This window comes from Sphingomicrobium arenosum, from assembly GCF_026157085.1.
Taxonomy (GTDB): domain Bacteria; phylum Pseudomonadota; class Alphaproteobacteria; order Sphingomonadales; family Sphingomonadaceae; genus Sphingomicrobium; species Sphingomicrobium arenosum.
Genome location: NZ_JANPVN010000001.1, coordinates 2,408,403 through 2,425,003, shown reverse-complemented (window position 1 = coordinate 2,425,003; position 16,601 = coordinate 2,408,403). Strand labels below are relative to the sequence as shown.

The following is a 16,601-nucleotide window of genomic DNA, read 5'->3' as shown; positions in this document are numbered from 1 at the left end:
CTCAAGGCTCGAGCCAGAAGATATCCTCCACCGCCACCCCGAACACCTGCGCGATCCGAAGCGCCAGCACGGTCGAGGGAATGAAGACGCCATTCTCGACCGTGTTGATGGTCTTGCGCGACACCATGCAAGCCGCCGCCAGCTCGGCCTGCGTCAGTCCCGCCGCCGCGCGATACTCCTTGATTCGATTGCCCAGCGCCTCGCTCATTCCTCTTCGAAATCCTCGCGTTCGAGCCAGGCGAAGGAAAAGGCCGCCACCGTCAGCCCGGCCGACAGGATGACATGCAGGATGAGCTGCGGCGCCAATTCCACCCACAGCGCGGCAAAGGCGATGACGACGCCGCTCAGGATGCAGGCGACGAAACCCGCCCGGAACGCCTTCGCGCGATGATGGTGGGTGATCTCGTCCTCGAGCGCGGCCCAGTCCTGCGTCTTGCCCCAGCCGAACGGCGCCCAGCCGGTCAGCGCGAGCACGATCACCAGCACGATCATCGCCCACAGGCTGGTGCGGATAAGCGGCGACATCCCGCCCGCGTCCGGATCGACCAGCCCCGCGACCTGCATGAACAGGATGAAGGGCACGAACCAGAACCAGATCCGCCGCTGCGTGCGCACGTCCTCCGTGGCAGGCATGTGGTTGAGATCGAGATTGTCCTTCTTGCTATAGCCCATTGTAATCGACTCCGTGTAACCTCTGCGTTACTTGTAACCCATGGGTGACACGTGTCAAGCGTAACCTTGAGGTGACATGGCGCGGCGCTGCGCGACCACCGCCGGTCGCAAATAGGAGTCCGCTCGCCGATGAGCCTTTAACCCTGCTTTCCAGCGCATATCGGCTGCGCTATTGGGGCCGTAATGACCCTGACCCCGCCCACGGGCCGCTTCGACGGCGCGCTCCATTCCTTCCCCGTCCGCGTCTATTTCGAGGACACCGATCTGTCGGGGATTGTCTATCACGCCAATTACCTGCGCTATTTCGAGCGCGCCCGCAGCGACATGCTCGCCCGCGTCGGCATCGACCAGCGCGCCGCCCATGACGAGGGGCTCGGCGCCTATGCGGTGACCCACATGGACATCAAATGGAAACGCCCCGCCAAACTCGACGACGAGCTCATCGTCGAGAGCGTCGTGCAACAGGTTCGGGCCGCCAGCTGTTCCATTCAGCAACGCGTAAGGCGCGGGGATGAAATCCTCGCACAAGCGCAGGTGACGGCCGCGCTCCTGACCCCCGACGGCCGGCCCCGACGCCAGCCCGCCGACTGGGTGGAAAAGTTCAAGGCCGTCGCCCAAGAGGGGAAGAACACGTGATCATTGCCGGCCTCGCCGCTTCCGAAAATCTGATGAGCCCCTTGAGCCTGTTTCTGCAGGCCGACGTGGTCGTGAAGGTCGTGATGATCGGGCTCCTGCTCGCCAGCGTCTGGACCTGGGGCATCATCTTCACCCATTCGGCCCGCCTCTCCTCCGCCCGCTCCAAGGCACGGCGCACTATCGAAGCGTTCTGGAATGCCAAGGATATCGACGTCTTCGTCGATGCACACCGTTCGCACAAGGACGTGTCGGCCCGCATCCTCCGCGCCGGGGTCGATGAATATCATCGCTCGGTGAAGACCGGGCTCGCCGACCGCGCCGCCGCGCGCGACCGCATCGCGGTGGCGAGCGAGGATGCGATGGCGGGCGAATTGGAAAAGCTGTCCGACCGCCTCAACATCCTCGCCACCATCGGTTCGGTCGCGCCCTTCGTCGGGCTGTTCGGCACCGTCTGGGGCATCATGCGCAGCTTCACCGCCATCGCGGGTGCCAACAACACCTCGCTGGCCGTCGTCGCGCCGGGTATCGCCGAAGCGCTGTTCGCGACCGCTATCGGCCTGTTCGCCGCCATCCCCGCGGTCATCGCCTACAACCGCCTCACCCACCGCCTCGATGCGTTCGAGAATGAGCTGACCCGCTTTTCCGATCGCTTCCAGGCCACGCTGAGCCGCCAGCTGGAGCGCCGCTAGATGGCGATGGGGCTCGCCTCGTCCTCACGCCGGACCCGGCGTGGACGCGGTCGTTCGCGCCGCGGGGTGATGGCCGAGATCAACGTCACGCCTTTCGTCGACGTGATGCTCGTCCTGCTCATCATCTTCATGGTCACCGCCCCGTTGCTCGTCGCGGGCGTCGCGGTCGACCTGCCCGAGAGCAATGCCGAGACGCTGGATCAGAGCGCCGAGCCGGTGCAATTGTCGATCGACCGTGACGGGGTCATCAGCATCGACGACATGGTGATCGAGGATAGCGCGCTGTCCACCCGCCTCGCCGAGATCGCCGCCGAACCCGCCCCAGCGGAAGGTCGCCGCATCTATCTGCGCGCCGATCGCACGCTCGATTATGGCCGCGTCATGCGGGTCATGGGCGAACTCAATGCCGCGGGCCTCAATCGCGTCGCGCTCGTGTCGGTGGGGGCCGGCCAGGAGTGAGGCTCGACCGCGCCGAATGGGCCGGCAACGGCATGGCGCTCGGCCTCCACGTCGCGCTCGTCGCGGCGCTGAGCCTCAATCTGGCGAAGCATAATCTCCCCGCCGAGCCGCCCGCCGTTTTCGTCGAATTCGTCGACGATGTCGGCTTCGAGGCCGCCGCGCCGAGCCAGGTGCCGACCGAGGCGCCGCAGGCGACCACCCCCGATCTCCCCGACGACAGCGTCCCGCCGCCGCCCGAGCCCGACGCGACGCCCGAGCCGCCGCGCGCCGAGCCGACGCCGACGCCCCCGCGCGAGCGTGCGACCCCCACGCCGACCCCGCCGCGCGAACGCGTGCGCCCCCGCCCGCGCCCCACCGGGCGGCTTGGCGATGATCTGCTGAAGGGCGTGAACGACGGCAACAGCCGCTCGGGCGAGGCCGAGACCGCCAGCCCCTCCGCCCCCGCTTTCTCGGCGCAAGCGCAGGCCGGCATCGTCCAGGCGATCCGCCGCCAGATCCAGCCCTGCGCCAACCGCCAGATCGACCCCGGCCCCGGCGCCAATGAGATCGTCGTCACCTTGAACCTGCGCCTCGACCGGCGCGGCAACCTTATCCGCCCCCCGCGCGTCACCCGTACGAGCGGCGTCGATGGCGACAACCAACGTTACGAGCAGCGGGTGAAGGATCTCGCCATCGCCGCCTATCAGGGCTGCTCCCCGCTGACCGGCCTTCCGGAGGAGTTTTACGACCGCTGGAAGGATTTCGACATGACCTACAAATTGCCATGAGGAGAAAATCGATGCTCCGCCCCCTGATGATGATGCTGGCACTGCTCGTGCCCGGCGTCGCTTATGCGCAGGACGATGACCGCCTGCAGGTCGATGTCGTCGGCGGCCAGACCGCCGCCCAGCCCGTCGCCGTGCCGCAGATGGCCGCGCGCGGGCCGATGAACACGCCGATCGGCAACATCGACACCGTCGCCAACAATGTCTCGCTCGTCATTTCCTCGGACCTGCGTTCGACGGGGGTCATCACCCCCATCGGCCCCGTGGGCATCCGCCGCCTGCGCGATGGCGAGGTCACCAACCCCATTTTTTCCGACTGGCAGCGCGCCGGCGCCTCGGCGCTCGTCGCGGGCTATGTCGAGGTCGGCAGCAACGGACGCCTGACGCTCGCCTGCTACCTGTTCGACACGGTCACGGGCCGCGAACTGGTACGGCAGGGCTATTCGGTCGATCCTTCCGACTGGCGCCGCGCCGCGCATAAATGCGCCGACACCGTCTATTCGCGCCTGACGGGCGAAGAGCCCTTCCTCGACACGCGCATCGTCTATGTCGCCGAGACCGGTTCCAAGGGCAATCGCGTCAAGCGCATCGCGCTAATGGACAGTGACGGCCAGAACCATCGCTACCTCACCGAGGGGCAGGAAACCGTCCTCACCCCGCGCTTTAGCCCACGCGGCGACCAGCTCGTGTACATGAGCTACAAGGGTCGCCGCCCGCGCTCCTACGTGCTCGATCTCGCCACCGGTCAATCGCGCCTGCTGGTGCCCGGCACCGCCTTCACCTTCGCGCCCTCTTATTCGCCTGATGGTCGTAACATCGTCTTCTCGATGGCCTCGGGCGGCAATACCGACATCTATGTCGTCGGCGCCAATGGCGGCACGCCGCGCCGCCTCACCACCATGCCCGGCGTCGATACCTCGCCCAGCTTCTCGCCCGACGGGCGGCGCATCGTGTTCGAGAGCGATCGCTCGGGTTCGCAGCAGCTGTACATCATGAATGCCGACGGCTCGGACCAGCGCCGCATCAGCTTTGGCGGCGGCCAATATGCCTCGCCTACGTGGAGCCCCTTGGGCAACCTCATCGCCTTCACCAAGATCGGCGGCGGCCAGTTCCGCATCGGCGTCATGGCCCCCACCGGCGGCGGCGAGCGGCTGCTGACCTCGGCTTGGCAGGATGAGGGGCCGAGCTGGGCCCCCAACGGCCAGTTCGTCATGTTCCACCGGACCCAGCAGGGTTCGGGCGATGGCACCCTCTATGCTGTCCCGGTCAATGGTGGCCGGGCGCGTGTCATGCCGACCCCGCTGGGGGGATCCGATCCCAGCTGGTCGCCGTTACAGGATTAGGGAAAAGGGAGTTTTTCATGAAGAAACTGTTGCTCATCTCGGCGGCGACCCTCGCGCTCGCGGCCTGCGGCTCCAAGGACGACGATGTCATCGGCCCGTCGGAGACCCCCGCCTACGAGACGCCGTCGAACACGGTCGCCGACAACGACCTCGACCTCGTCGAATTGCCCGATGCGCAGGCTGCGCTGATCGCGGCGGCCGGCTCGGACACCATCTATTTCGCGACCGATCAGTATAATCTCGAGATGGACGCGCGCGCGACGCTCGAGGCGCAGGCGCGCTGGCTCATCGCCAACCCCAACGTCAACGCCTCGATCGAAGGCCATGCCGACGAACGCGGCACGCGCGAATATAACCTGGGGCTCGGCGAGCGCCGTGCCAATGCGGCGCGCGAATATCTCGCCTCGATGGGGGTGCCCAACAACCGCATGACGGTGATCAGCTGGGGCAAGGAGCGCCCGGTGGCGCTCGGTTCGAACGAACAGGCCTATGCCCAGAACCGCCGCGCGGTGACGGTGATCGTCCGCTAGTTCGTCCCCCGCTGGCCTGCAAATGGCAACCCGCCGGGCATTCCGGTGCTCACGTAGCCACAGCTACGCTGCGCGCCGGGTCCCGCCGGATCACCATTTTCGGCTCAGCGGGAAACGAACGCCGTGACATGTGACGGGGTGGCAGCGATGCCGCCCCGCTTTTCCCTTATGCGGCGTAGCGGTTCGCGGCGCCCGCACCGCCCATGGCAAGGAAAGCGCGCGCGCTCTTCTGTGCCTCGGCAATTTCGCGGGCGGTCATCTCGACCGAGATTTCGGCACGGCACTGCTGCGAGCGCTTGTCGCCGTTAAGGGCGGCAAGGTTGAACCATTTGTGCGCTTCGATGAGATCGACCTCGCAGCCGCCCCGGCCGGTCGAATAGCTCACGCCCAGCTCGAACAGCGCATCCACGTCGCCCGTCATCGCATCGGCGATGCGGCTCTTGATCAGGAACTCGGCACTCGATTGGCTGATGGCCATGTCACTTAACCCCTGTTGCTTGCGGGCGTTGGTGCCCGTCGATGCAACAGTGATCGCGATTCGGTCCTGACAAATGGTTAACGCGGCAAATACCATCTCCGGAACGGACGGTTCAGCCCGCCCTGTTGTCGATAAGTCGCACCTTGCCAAGGCTCGCCGCCGCGATGATTCGCGCTCCTTCTCGGGCGCTTTTGAGCGGCTCGAGCGTGTCGCCATCGACATAAGCGACATAGTCGATCGGCCCGAAACCGGCAGATTGCAGTGTCTCGCGCGCCGCCGCTTCGGCCTCGCGGGGGGAGGCACCCGCGCCGATCGCCCGGGCCATCTCGTCGAGCGCGCGGGGCAGCGCCACCGCTGCGGCACGCTCCTCTACCGACAACAGCGCATTGCGCGAGGAGAGCGCCAGCCCATCCTCGGCCCGCACCGTCGGCAGCCCCACGATCTCCACCCCGAGGTCGAGGTCGACGGTCAGCCGCCGGATGAGCGCCAATTGCTGGTAATCCTTCTCGCCGAAGACGGCGACGTCGGGCGCCACGTTGGTGAAGAGCTTGGTCACGACCGTCGCCACCCCGTCGAAATGGCCGGGCCGATGCGCACCTTCCCAAGCCTCGGTGATGCCCGCGACATGGACGGTCGTGGCGAACCCCTCGGGATAGAGGTCGGCGGGCGTGGGCATCCACACCGCATCGCAGCCCGCGCTTTCCAGCTTGGCTGCATCGCCTTCCTCGTCGCGCGGATAGCGCTCGAGGTCGCCCGCATCGTTGAATTGCAAGGGATTGACGAAGATCGAGGCGACGACCTTATCGGCCCGCCGCGCCGCCTCGGCGACCAGCGCCAGATGCCCCTCGTGCAGCGCGCCCATCGTCGGCACCATCGCGAGCGCCCGGCCGCCCTCGCGAAGGCGCGCCAGCGCGGCGGCCAGATTTTCTTTGCTCTTAATGATTTGCACAGGACTTGCCCCTTGGACTAGAATCCATTTCGACCAGATACCTAGGGGGCAGGGAGCCAATGGGCCAGCCGCATTTCATCGTCTTCGCCAATGAAAAGGGCGGGACTGGAAAATCCACTACCGCGGTACATACCGCCATCGCGCTCGCCGCCGCAGGCGCGCGTGTCGGGGCGTTGGACCTCGACCAGCGCCAGCGCACGCTCGACCGCTACCTCGAAAATCGCGAAAAGACCGCCAAACGCCTCGGCGTGCCCATCCCGATGGTCCAGCACGAGGTGCTCGAGGATCGTTCGGACGCCGCCTTCGATGCCGCGCTCACCCGGCTGGCGACCAAGAACGACTTCGTCGTCGTCGACACGCCGGGCCGCGACGACGACATGGCGCGGACCGCCATCCTGTTCGCCGACACGCTCGTCACCCCGATCAACGACAGTTTCGTCGATCTCGACCTCATCGGCCAGGTCGACCCCGAAACCTATGAGGTCGAGCGCCCCAGCTTCTATGCCGACCTCATCTGGCAATCGCGCCAGCGCCGCGCCAAGGAACTGGGCCGCAGCGTCGACTGGGTGGTCTTGAGGAACCGCCTCCAGCATATCGAGAGCCACAACAAGACGCGCGTCACCGCCGCTTTGTCGCAGCTGTCCAAGCGGGTCGGATTCCGCACGATTCCGGGGCTGGGGGAACGAGTCATCTTCCGCGAGCTTTTCCCCAAGGGGCTGACGCTCTTGGACTTCAAGCACTTGCCCGATGTCGGGCTCGGCCATATTGCCGCGCGGCAGGAATTGCGCGAAATGGTCGCCAGCCTCGATTTGCCCGACCCGTCGGCACAGGCCATCGCCGAAGCCAGTTAGGAGCCTTCATGAGCCATCAGTTCGACCCCTCGATCCTTCGCCAGTACGATATTCGGGGAGTGGTCGGCGACACGCTCGATGAAGGTGATGCGACGGCCTTGGGCCGCGCCTTCGCGACCATGGCGAGGGCGAAAGGCTTCGGCTCGGTCGCGGTCGGGCGCGACGGGCGCGAGCATAGCCCCCGCCTCCAGGCCGCGCTGATCGAAGGGCTGCGCGCAGGCGGGCTCGACGTGGTCGATGTCGGCATGGGCCCCTCGCCGATGCTCTATTTCGCCGCCGCCACCTTGGACGTCGACGCGGGCATCCAGGTCACGGGCAGCCACAATCCGTCCGACTATAACGGTTTCAAGATGCTGCTGGGTGACGGCTCGGTCCATGGCGATGCGATCCAGGAGCTGGGCGCGATCGCGGAGGCCGGCGACTGGAGCGAAGGCAGCGGCAGCTATGCCGAGAAGGACGTGCTCGATGCCTATGTCGCGCGCCTGACCGAGGATTTTCGCGGCGGTACCTTCCGCATCGGCTGGGACGCGGGCAATGGCGCCGCCGGCCCCGCGCTCGTCAAGCTCCTCGAAACGCTGCCGGGCGAGCATCGCGCCATCTATACCGACGTCGACGGCGCCTTTCCCAATCACCACCCCGACCCCACCGTCGAAAAGAACCTCGCCGATTTAAAGGCGCTGGTCGCCGACCATGATCTCGACTTCGGCATCGCCTTCGATGGCGACGGCGACCGCATCGGCGCGGTCGATGGGCGCGGGCGCGTCGTGTGGGGCGACCAGATCCTCATGCTGCTCGCCGGCCCCGTGCTCGCCGAACATCCCGGCGCCACCGTCATCGCCGATGTGAAAGCATCGAAGACCTTCTTCGACCGCATCGAGACCCTGGGCGGCGCGCCGCTCATGTGGAAGACGGGCCACAGCCTCATCAAGGCCAAGATGAAGGAAACCGGCGCACCGCTGGCGGGCGAGATGAGCGGCCACATCTTCTTCAAGCACCGCTGGTACGGTTTCGACGATGCGCTATATGCCGCCGTTCGCCTGATCGAGGCGATCCATGCCTCGGGCCACAGCCTCGCCGAACTGATCGACGCCATGCCGCAGACGGTCGCGACGCCCGAAATGCGCTTCCCCGTCGGCGATCACGACAAGTTTCAAATCGTCGACGATCTCCTCGCCAACCTTCGCGCCAGCGGCGTCACCATCGACGAGACCGACGGTGCGCGCGTGACGACCGAGGACGGCTGGTGGCTCCTTCGCGCCTCCAACACGCAGGACGTCCTCGCCGCCCGCGCCGAGGCGAGCGACGAAGAGGGCCTCGACCGCCTCGTCGCACAGATCGACGCCGAACTCGGAACGCTCGGCGTCAGCCGCCACTAGGCATCGCGTCCGACGACCTCGCCGCGCACCGGCTGCTCGATCTTCTCGTCGCCGTCATCGGCCTTCAACAGGCTCATGTCGATGACGTGGCGAAAGCGCACATTCTCGTTCTTCATGCGCTCGAACGCCTCGTTGATCTGGTCGGGCGCGATCAGCGTGATGTCCGGCTTGATGCCATGTTCGGCATAGAAATCGAGGATCTCCTGCGTATCCTCGACCCCGCCGATCAGGCTGCCCGCCAACTGGATGCGATTGAACACCATTCCCGACGTGTCGACATTGTCGAAGCCGATGAGATTGCCGACGATGCAGATCGTCGTGTTCTTCTTCATCAGCGGGATATAGCTGTTGATGTCATGCTTGTAGGGGATCGTCGACAGGAGGAAGTCGAGGCTCATCGCCGCCTCCTCCAGCGCTTTCTCATCGCTCATCACGATGACCTCGTCGGCGCCCAGGTCCTCGAGGATCATCTCCTTCTTTTCGGGTGAGGTGGTCAGCGCCACGACATGGGCACCCAGCGCCTTGGCCGTCTCGATGGCGAGATGCCCGAGCCCGCCGATACCGGCGATGCCGACGCGGTCGCCCATCTTTACGTTCCAATGCTTCATCGGCTGGTAGGTGGTGATCCCGGCGCACAGGATGGGCGCGGCTTCCTCGGGCTTGAGCGCATCGGGCACCCGGACGACGAATTCCTCGCGCACGATGATCCCGTCCGAATAACCGCCATAGCTGTTGGTGCCATCGGGGACGGCAGGACCATTGTAGGTCAGCGTGCAGCCCTTGGGCCCGGTGCAATATTGCTCCTCGCCGGCCTTGCAGTTGGCGCATTGCTGGCAGCTGTTGACCATGCAGCCGACGCCGACGACATCGCCTTCGCTATATTTCTCGACGCCTTCTCCGACGGCGGTCACCTTGCCGACGATTTCATGACCCGGCACGCAGGGGTAGAGGCTGTTGTCCCAATCGTCGTTCACCTGGTGAAGGTCAGAGTGGCAGACGCCGCAGTGGCTGATCTTGATCGCCACCTCGCCCGCGCGCAGCGCTTCGCGTTCGAATTGCACCGGCACCATCTTTGCGCCGGCCTCGAGCGCGCCATAACCATGGACCTTCATTTTCGTCTCCTTTTGCTAGGCATGAGGAAAGCAACGGGTCGCCCGCCGCTTTCCCTCACTCATTCTCTTCCTCGCGGCCGAGCAGCCGTAATTCGCGCGCCTTGATCTGGCGCGTCTCGCACCAATGCTTCAACGCGTCCTCGCGGCCATGGGTGATCCACACCTCGCGCGGGGCGACCTCCTGGATCGTCGTCGTCAATTCGTCCCAGTCGGCATGGTCGCTGATGACCAGCGGCAACTCGACATTGCGCTGGCGCGCGCGCTGGCGCACCCGCATCCAGCCCGAGGCCATGGCGGTGACCGGATCGGGCAGCCGCCGCGCCCAGCGATCGTTCAACTGCCCCGGCGGACAGATGATGATCTTGTCGCGAAGCTCGTCCTTCGCCACCCCCGTCGCGGGGCGCAATTCGCCAAGATCGACGCCGAGATCCTGATAGAGCTGGCACAGCCTTTCCATCGCACCGTGGTAATAGATGGGCGCGTGATGGCCGCGCAGCCGCATCTCCTTGACCACCCGCTGCGCCTTGCCGAGCGCATAGGCGCCGACCAGCACGCAGCGCCCGGGCTCTGCGTGCAGGCGGGCGAGCGCCCGGTCGATCTCCGCCCCCGTATCGGGATGGCGAAACACCGGCAGGCCGAAGGTCGCCTCGGTGATGAAGATGTCGCAGGGCGTGACGACGAACGGCTCGCAGGTCGGGTCGGGACGGCGCTTGTAATCGCCCGACACCACCACCCGCTCGCCGCCATGTTCGAGCACGATCTGCGCCGAACCCAGTACATGGCCTGCGGGCACGAAGCTCACGTCGACGTCGCCCACCCGCACCTTCTCGCCATATTGCACCGGCATCTCGGTCTGTTCGCCATAGCGCACGCCCATGATCGCCAGCGTTTCGGGCGTCGCCCAGACCGCGCCATGGCCGCCGCGGGCGTGGTCGGCATGGCCATGCGTGACGAGGGCGCGTTCCTTGGGCTGCATGGGATCGACCCATGCATCGGCCGGCTTCACGTAAATCCCTTCCGGGTGCGGCTCGATCCAGGAACCCAAGCGGGGCATTGCGCCGTTATAGTGGGTGAACAGGCCGGTTCGTTCCGGTCATAGACCGAAAGGACGTATCATCATGCCCGAAGGACTCGGCCTCGTCGCCATCATCGGCGCCGCCCTCCTCCTCATCGTCTTCATCTATGCGATCAGCCGCAACAAGGCGAAGGACAGCCCCGCCGACATCGCGCGCACCGAACGCGCCACCGACGAGCTCTATCGCGAAGAGCATGAAGCCGCCGAGCGCCGCGAGGGCGACGCCTGAGCGCAGACCTACCCAAGGTTATCGAACAATGGTTCGCGCGCCGCGATTGGCGGCTGCGCGACCATCAGGCGGGCATGCTGGAGGCGGGCCGCGCGGGCGACCATGCGCTGCTCGTCGCCGCCACCGGCGCGGGCAAGACGCTCGCAGGGTTCCTGCCCAGCATCGTCGACCTGATCGAGGCGCCCACCGAGGGCCTCCATACACTCTACATCTCGCCGCTGAAGGCGCTGGCGGTCGACGTCCAGCGCAACCTCCTCACCCCGATCGAGGAGATGGGGCTTGATATCCGCGTCGAGACGCGCTCGGGCGACACCCCATCCAATCGCAAGCAGCGGCAACGAACCAAGCCGCCGCAGATGCTGCTGACCACCCCCGAGAGCCTGTCGCTGCTCCTCACCTATCCCGACGCCGACAAAATGTTCGGCAATCTCCACACCATCGTCGTCGACGAGATCCACGCCTTCGCCAAGGAAAAGCGCGGCGATCTGCTCAGCCTCGCCATGGCGCGGCTCCAGCGATTGAGCCCCAGGCTTCGCCGCGTCGGCCTGTCCGCCACCATCGCCGACCCCGACGCCTATCGCGCCTGGCTCGCGCCCGATGGCGATATCGACATGGTGCGGCTCGTCGAGGGCGAGCCCGGCGCGCCCGCCGACCTGTCGATCCTCATCCCCGAAGAACGCGTACCCTGGTCGGGCCATTCGGGCCGCTATGCCGCGCGGCAGGTGCTCGACCTCATCGATGAACATGGCGCGAGCATCATCTTCTGCAACACGCGAAGCTTGTGCGAACTCATCTTCCAGGATTTGTGGAGCGCCAATGACAAGAAGCTACCGATCGGGGTCCACCACGGCAGCTTGAGTATCGAGGCGCGGCGCAAGGTCGAGCTGGCGATGGCCGAGGGGAGGCTGCGCGGGCTCGTCGCGACGGCCAGCCTCGACATGGGATTGGACTGGGGCAATGTCGATCTCGTCGCGCAGATGGGCGCCCCCAAGGGCTCCAGCCGCCTACTCCAGCGCGTCGGCCGCGCCAACCACCGCCTGAACGAGCCGTCGAAGGGCATGATCGTCCCGGGCAACCGCTTCGAATATCTCGAAGCCCGCGCCTGTCTCGATGCGATCGAGGATGGCGAACTCGATCCCGAACAGTTCCGCCCCGGTGCGCTGGACGTGCTCGCCCAGCATGTCATGGGGGTCGCCTGCGCCGGGCCGTTTCGCGCCGACGAACTGCTCGCCGAAGTGCGCTCCGCCGCGCCTTATGCGGGGCTGCGCGAGGAGGAATGGGAGCGCATCCTGCACCTCAATTCGACCGGCGGCTATGCTCTAAAGGCCTATGACAAATATCGCCGCCTCGTCGAGCAGGAGCCCGGCCTGTGGCGCATCACCAAACCCGTCGTGGCGCAGAAGCATCGCCTCAATGCGGGCGTCATCGTCGACAATGTCATGATGGATGTGCGCTTTCGAAACGGGCGCAAGATCGGGCGGGTCGAGGAAGGCTTCGGCTCGACGCTGACGGTAGGCGATGCCTTCTACTTTTCGGGCCTCAGCCTCGAAGTGGAAGGCTTCAAGGACGCCGACATCATCGTGCGCGCCTCGACCAAGAACGGGCGGATCGTCAGCTATGGCGGCCAGCGGATGAGCATGTCGACCCACCTTGCCGAGCGCGTGCGCGGCTTCCTCGCCGACCGGAGCCAGAGGCAGCGTTTCCCGGATGACGTACGCGAATGGCTCGACGTGCAGTCCAAGCGCTCGATCCTGCCCGAACCGCACGAACTGCTGGTCGAGACCTTCCCGCACGAGGGACGCCATTTCATGGTGAGCTACAGCTTTGATGGCTGGAACGCGCACCAGAGCCTCGGCATGCTCATCACCAACCGCATGGAGCGCGCCGGATTGAAGCCCCTCAACTGGGTCGCCAACGATTATGCCCTCGCGGTATCGTCATTGAAGCCCGTAACCGACCCCAAGTCGCTCTTTTCAGCCGACATCCTCGAAGACGAATTCAAGGAATGGGTCGAGGAATCGCACTTGCTCAAACGCGCCTTCCGCGAAGTCGCGGTGATCGGCGGGCTGGTCGAGCGGCAACACCCGGGCCAGCGCAAGACCGGCAAGCAGGTCAGTTTCTCGACGGACCTTATCTACGACGTCCTGAAGCGTTACGAGCCCGACCATCTGCTCATGCGCGCGGCGTGGGAGGACGCCAAGGCACGGATGACCGAACTCGGCCGCCTCGCCCGCCTCGTCGAGCGCGCGGCCGACACCATGGTCCATGTCGAAGCCCCCCGCGTCACCCCCATGGCGGTGCCGCTGATGGTTGTCATCGGCCGCGAACAGGCCCCCGGCGGGGCCGCCGACGAAGCGCTGCTGGTCGAGGCCGAACAGGCACTGATCGACGCAGCCATGCGCGTGGATTGATCCACCCCTCGTCATCCCAGCGGAGGCTGGGATCCATGCCATCGAGAATATCCGCCGAGACATGGGCCTCAGCCTTCGCTGGGGCGACGTGGACGGTGGACGTCCGCTGACCTAAGGAACCCCATGCGCTATTTCCTCGACACCGAATATGATGGCTTCGGCGGCCGCCTCCTCAGCCTTGCGCTCGTCCCCGAAGAAGAGGGTGATGAGGAGTTCTACGCCATCATCGCCCCCGCCGAGGCGACCAGCGAGTGGGTCCAGCGCCATGTCATCCCCTATCTCAACCATGTCCCCGAGGCGCTGCGCGAGGCGCCTATGCTGCCCGCCGATGCCGCGCAGGCGCTGGGGCATTATCTCGCGCATGACGAGGCACCCGAGATTTGCGCCGACTGGCCCGAGGACCTCGCGCATCTTGCGCGCCTCCTCGTGACCGGGCCAGGCGTCATGGTGCGCGTGCCCCCCTTCACGCTCCGGCTGCTCGACATGACCGGTTTCTCGACCGCGGCGAACTCGAAGGTGCCGCACAATGCGCTCCACGATGCACGCGCGCTGCGGACCCATGTCACAAAGCATTTGGAGGGAATCGCGTAAGGCCGTTAGGAGAGCCTATGGTTCCCCTTTCGTTCGCTTCCCGAAACTTTACCGTGCTCCCCTCGGGCGCGCTCTATTGGGAAGCGCACGAGGCGCTGCTCATCGCCGACCTGCATCTCGAAAAGGCGAGCTGGTTCGCGCGCTTCGGCCAGATGCTCCCGCCCTATGACAGCGAGGCGACGATCGATGCGGTGGCGGATGATGTCGCCGCCTCGGGCGCGCGCTCGGTCTGGTGCCTCGGCGACAGTTTTCACGACCGCTTCGGCTGCGACCGGCTGCCGGTGCGGGCGCGCGAGAAGCTGACCCATCTCACCGAAAATGTGCGCTGGGTCTGGATCACCGGCAATCACGACGCCGGGATGATCGATCATTGCGGCGGCGAGGTGGTGGTCGAGGCCGAACTCGATGGGCTCGTCCTGCGTCACGAAGCGGAGACGCACGAGACGCGCCCCGAATTGTCGGGCCACTTCCACCCCAAGCTCAGGATCAAGTCGCGCGGGCGGCGCGTGTCGCGGCGCTGTTTCGTCGCCACCGAAAAGAAGATGATCCTGCCGGCCTATGGCGCGCTGACGGGCGGCCTCGATGCCGACCATCCCGCGATCCTGAAGGCGATGGGGCGCGAGGCGGCGGCGCTGGTGCCCGTCTCGGACCGCGTCCTGCGTTTCCCGCTCGCCGCCTAGACGAGCCTGGCGCCCACCAGTCCGCGCACCGAATTGCCGATGAAGAAACCGCCCTCGAGGTCGGCGCGCGTCAGCCCGCCCTCGACCGCGCGGCCCTCCTCGATCAACCGCTGGCGCAGCACGCCGGGGAGCAGCCCCAGTTCGGCAGGCGGGGTCACGAGCTGGCCGTCCTTCTCGACGAACAGGTTGGTGAAGCTGCCTTCGGTCAGCTGCCCGTCCTCCCGCTCGAAGATAGTCTCGAAGGCGACGGCGGGATCGCGCGCCTCGTCATAGAAGGCGCGGTCGCTGGTCTTGTGCCGCAATCGCATGTCGGACGGATCGACCGGCAGCGGCTTGATCTGCACGCTGACCGGCTGTTCTGGGGTTTCGGGGAGCGGCAACAGTTCGATCGCCACCCCGCCGCCACGCGCCGCGAGCAGCCGGACGAACGCCGGGTGACGATGCCCGAAGGTCGCCGCCTGCAACTCGTTGCGCGCATCGTGCCGGTCGAAGATGAAGCCGAGGTCCGCCGCCGCCGCCTTGATGCGCGACAAGTGGCGTTCGAGATCGACGATCCCGTCGACGGGGTCGTAGGCCATGGTCTCGATGAGGTCGAAAGGATCGGCAACGCTGGTCACGAACTGTCCTTTAAGCAAACATTCACCCCATTCATTGCCGCCGATGGAATCGACCACAAGCCCCGAACCCAATCCGAGCCGCGCGCGTGACCTTTGCGATACAGTCTCGATTGTCCTGATTAAGACGTTAAATGCCGCATTACCGGCGCTGCCGTCGGCCCGCGCAGGCGCGATCCATCCCATCGAGCCGGTATAAGCGCCCCGCGCATGGGGCTCGAGATTAATCAGCGCCTGCATCGCCGCGATCTTGGGCGCGCCGGTCACCGAACCGCAGGGAAACAGCTTTTCGAGCACGTCGACGGCATCGAATCGCCGATCGAGTCGCGCCGTCACGCGGCTCGTCATCTGGTGGAGCGTCGGATAGGTCTCGACGCTGAAAAGCTCGGGCACCGCCACGCTGCCCGTCTCGGCGACGCGGGCAAGATCGTTGCGTAAGAGATCGACGATCATGAGGTTTTCGGCGCGCTGCTTCTCGTCCTGGCGCAGCGCCTCGATTTCGGCGGCATCGGCGTGCGGGTCGTCGCGGCGCGGCGCGGTGCCTTTCATCGGGCGCGCGGTGAGCAGGCCGTCTTCGAGGCTGAAGAATTGTTCGGGGCTCAAGGAGACGAGCGCGCCCTCCTCATGCTCGATCACCCCGCCCCAGCCGCCGCCGCCGCGTGCGCTCAGCATCGCATAAAGCGCGAAGGGGTCGCCCTCGACGCCAAGCTCGCAGGGAAAGGTGAGATTGGCCTGGTAATAATCGCCCGCATGAAGCGCGCGGTGCACCTCGCCCACGGCTGCCAGATAGTTTCCGCGCGCCATCATCGGACGCGGCGGGTCGAGCCGTGCGGAGCCGAAGTCCGCGAGAAAAACGCCGCGATCGACCCGCTCGGGCGCGCCGAACACCCCGAACAGCAACAGCGGCCCATCGCCTGTCCGCCCCTGCTCTTCGAGCGCGGGATCGAGCGCGAAGCCCGCCTCATAGGCGATGTAGCCCGCGACATGATGGCCCTCGGCGAGCGCGGCGCGCAAAGCCTCGAGCGCCGGGCGCACCTCGGCCTCGCAGGACGCGCGGATCAGCTTGATAGGCGCCTCGAACAGCAGGCTCTCGCCCGCACCGGGGCGCGCATCGTCGAACAGGATCCGCATGGCTTTTCCAT

Annotated in this window: 19 protein-coding genes; 12 read left to right on the top strand and 7 right to left on the bottom strand. The window is 66.1% G+C overall.

The window, feature by feature from the left end:
* Position 1: 1 nt before the first annotated feature.
* Positions 2-208: a helix-turn-helix transcriptional regulator gene (locus NUW51_RS12105; protein ID WP_265587768.1), complete on the bottom strand. Its 207-nt coding sequence runs from the start codon at positions 206-208 to the stop codon at positions 2-4.
* Positions 205-672 carry a hypothetical protein gene (locus NUW51_RS12100; RefSeq protein ID WP_265587767.1) on the bottom strand — a complete coding sequence of 156 codons (468 nt, stop codon included), beginning with the start codon at positions 670-672 and terminating at the stop codon, positions 205-207. The genes NUW51_RS12105 and NUW51_RS12100 overlap by 4 nt, the downstream gene beginning before the upstream one ends.
* A gap of 183 nt (positions 673-855) precedes the next feature.
* Between NUW51_RS12100 and NUW51_RS12095 the strand changes: the two genes are divergently transcribed.
* The 6 genes from NUW51_RS12095 to pal are packed head-to-tail and all read left to right on the top strand — an operon-like array spanning position 856 to position 5,093.
* Entirely contained in the window at positions 856-1,308 is a 453-nt protein-coding gene (locus NUW51_RS12095; protein WP_265587766.1) for a YbgC/FadM family acyl-CoA thioesterase, read from the top strand.
* A 32-nt stretch (positions 1,309-1,340) separates the two neighbouring features.
* Complete coding sequence (gene tolQ / locus NUW51_RS12090; RefSeq protein ID WP_265587986.1) at positions 1,341-1,997, top strand: protein TolQ; 657 nt, start codon at positions 1,341-1,343, stop codon at positions 1,995-1,997.
* A complete protein-coding gene (gene tolR, locus NUW51_RS12085) occupies positions 1,998-2,456 on the top strand; it encodes a protein TolR (RefSeq protein WP_407696345.1) in 459 nt (152 codons plus the stop codon).
* Positions 2,453-3,223, top strand: a complete 771-nt coding sequence (locus NUW51_RS12080) for a hypothetical protein (RefSeq protein WP_265587764.1) — start codon at positions 2,453-2,455, stop codon at positions 3,221-3,223. Before tolR ends, NUW51_RS12080 begins: the two co-directional genes overlap by 4 nt.
* A gap of 11 nt (positions 3,224-3,234) precedes the next feature.
* A complete protein-coding gene (gene tolB, locus NUW51_RS12075; protein ID WP_265587763.1) occupies positions 3,235-4,563 on the top strand; it encodes a Tol-Pal system beta propeller repeat protein TolB in 1,329 nt (442 codons plus the stop codon).
* A 17-nt stretch (positions 4,564-4,580) separates the two neighbouring features.
* The gene (gene pal, locus NUW51_RS12070) at positions 4,581-5,093 is read left to right on the top strand and encodes a peptidoglycan-associated lipoprotein Pal (RefSeq protein ID WP_265587762.1); all 513 of its coding nucleotides are present in this window, start codon (positions 4,581-4,583) and stop codon (positions 5,091-5,093) included.
* A 166-nt stretch (positions 5,094-5,259) separates the two neighbouring features.
* On the opposite strand, the gene NUW51_RS12065 is transcribed toward pal, so the two are convergent.
* Together NUW51_RS12065 and panC are read right to left on the bottom strand one after the other, a co-directional pair.
* Complete coding sequence (locus NUW51_RS12065) at positions 5,260-5,571, bottom strand: SEL1-like repeat protein (protein ID WP_265587761.1); 312 nt, start codon at positions 5,569-5,571, stop codon at positions 5,260-5,262.
* A 112-nt stretch (positions 5,572-5,683) separates the two neighbouring features.
* A complete protein-coding gene (gene panC / locus NUW51_RS12060; RefSeq protein ID WP_265587760.1) occupies positions 5,684-6,520 on the bottom strand; it encodes a pantoate--beta-alanine ligase in 837 nt (278 codons plus the stop codon).
* A 59-nt stretch (positions 6,521-6,579) separates the two neighbouring features.
* Here panC and NUW51_RS12055 point away from each other — a divergent pair, with 59 nt between their 5' ends.
* Entirely contained in the window at positions 6,580-7,371 is a 792-nt protein-coding gene (locus tag NUW51_RS12055) for a division plane positioning ATPase MipZ (protein WP_265587759.1), read from the top strand.
* 8 nt (positions 7,372-7,379) lie between these two features.
* Complete coding sequence (gene pgmG, locus NUW51_RS12050) at positions 7,380-8,747, top strand: phosphoglucomutase/phosphomannomutase PgmG (protein ID WP_265587758.1); 1,368 nt, start codon at positions 7,380-7,382, stop codon at positions 8,745-8,747.
* Here the strand turns inward: pgmG and NUW51_RS12045 are convergent.
* Both NUW51_RS12045 and NUW51_RS12040 read right to left on the bottom strand, forming a co-directional pair.
* Positions 8,744-9,859 carry an NAD(P)-dependent alcohol dehydrogenase gene (locus NUW51_RS12045; RefSeq protein ID WP_265587757.1) on the bottom strand — a complete coding sequence of 372 codons (1,116 nt, stop codon included), beginning with the start codon at positions 9,857-9,859 and terminating at the stop codon, positions 8,744-8,746. The two genes, pgmG and NUW51_RS12045, sit on opposite strands and share 4 nt — an antisense overlap.
* 55 nt (positions 9,860-9,914) lie before the next feature.
* Complete coding sequence (locus NUW51_RS12040) at positions 9,915-10,904, bottom strand: ligase-associated DNA damage response exonuclease (RefSeq protein WP_265587985.1); 990 nt, start codon at positions 10,902-10,904, stop codon at positions 9,915-9,917.
* A gap of 73 nt (positions 10,905-10,977) precedes the next feature.
* Between NUW51_RS12040 and NUW51_RS12035 the strand changes: the two genes are divergently transcribed.
* From NUW51_RS12035 to pdeM, 4 genes are all read left to right on the top strand, one after another.
* Positions 10,978-11,163 carry a hypothetical protein gene (locus NUW51_RS12035; RefSeq protein WP_265587756.1) on the top strand — a complete coding sequence of 62 codons (186 nt, stop codon included), beginning with the start codon at positions 10,978-10,980 and terminating at the stop codon, positions 11,161-11,163.
* Positions 11,160-13,574: a ligase-associated DNA damage response DEXH box helicase gene (locus NUW51_RS12030; protein WP_265587984.1), complete on the top strand. Its 2,415-nt coding sequence runs from the start codon at positions 11,160-11,162 to the stop codon at positions 13,572-13,574. The genes NUW51_RS12035 and NUW51_RS12030 overlap by 4 nt, the downstream gene beginning before the upstream one ends.
* A gap of 123 nt (positions 13,575-13,697) precedes the next feature.
* Positions 13,698-14,165, top strand: coding sequence for a hypothetical protein (locus tag NUW51_RS12025; protein ID WP_265587755.1), 468 nt, complete (start codon positions 13,698-13,700; stop codon positions 14,163-14,165).
* Positions 14,166-14,182: 17 nt separating this feature from the next.
* Positions 14,183-14,845: a ligase-associated DNA damage response endonuclease PdeM gene (pdeM, locus tag NUW51_RS12020; RefSeq protein ID WP_265587754.1), complete on the top strand. Its 663-nt coding sequence runs from the start codon at positions 14,183-14,185 to the stop codon at positions 14,843-14,845.
* Here the strand turns inward: pdeM and pabB are convergent.
* Positions 14,842-16,590, bottom strand: coding sequence for an aminodeoxychorismate synthase component I (gene pabB, locus NUW51_RS12015; protein ID WP_265587753.1), 1,749 nt, complete (start codon positions 16,588-16,590; stop codon positions 14,842-14,844). The two genes, pdeM and pabB, sit on opposite strands and share 4 nt — an antisense overlap.
* Positions 16,591-16,601 lie beyond the last annotated feature (11 nt).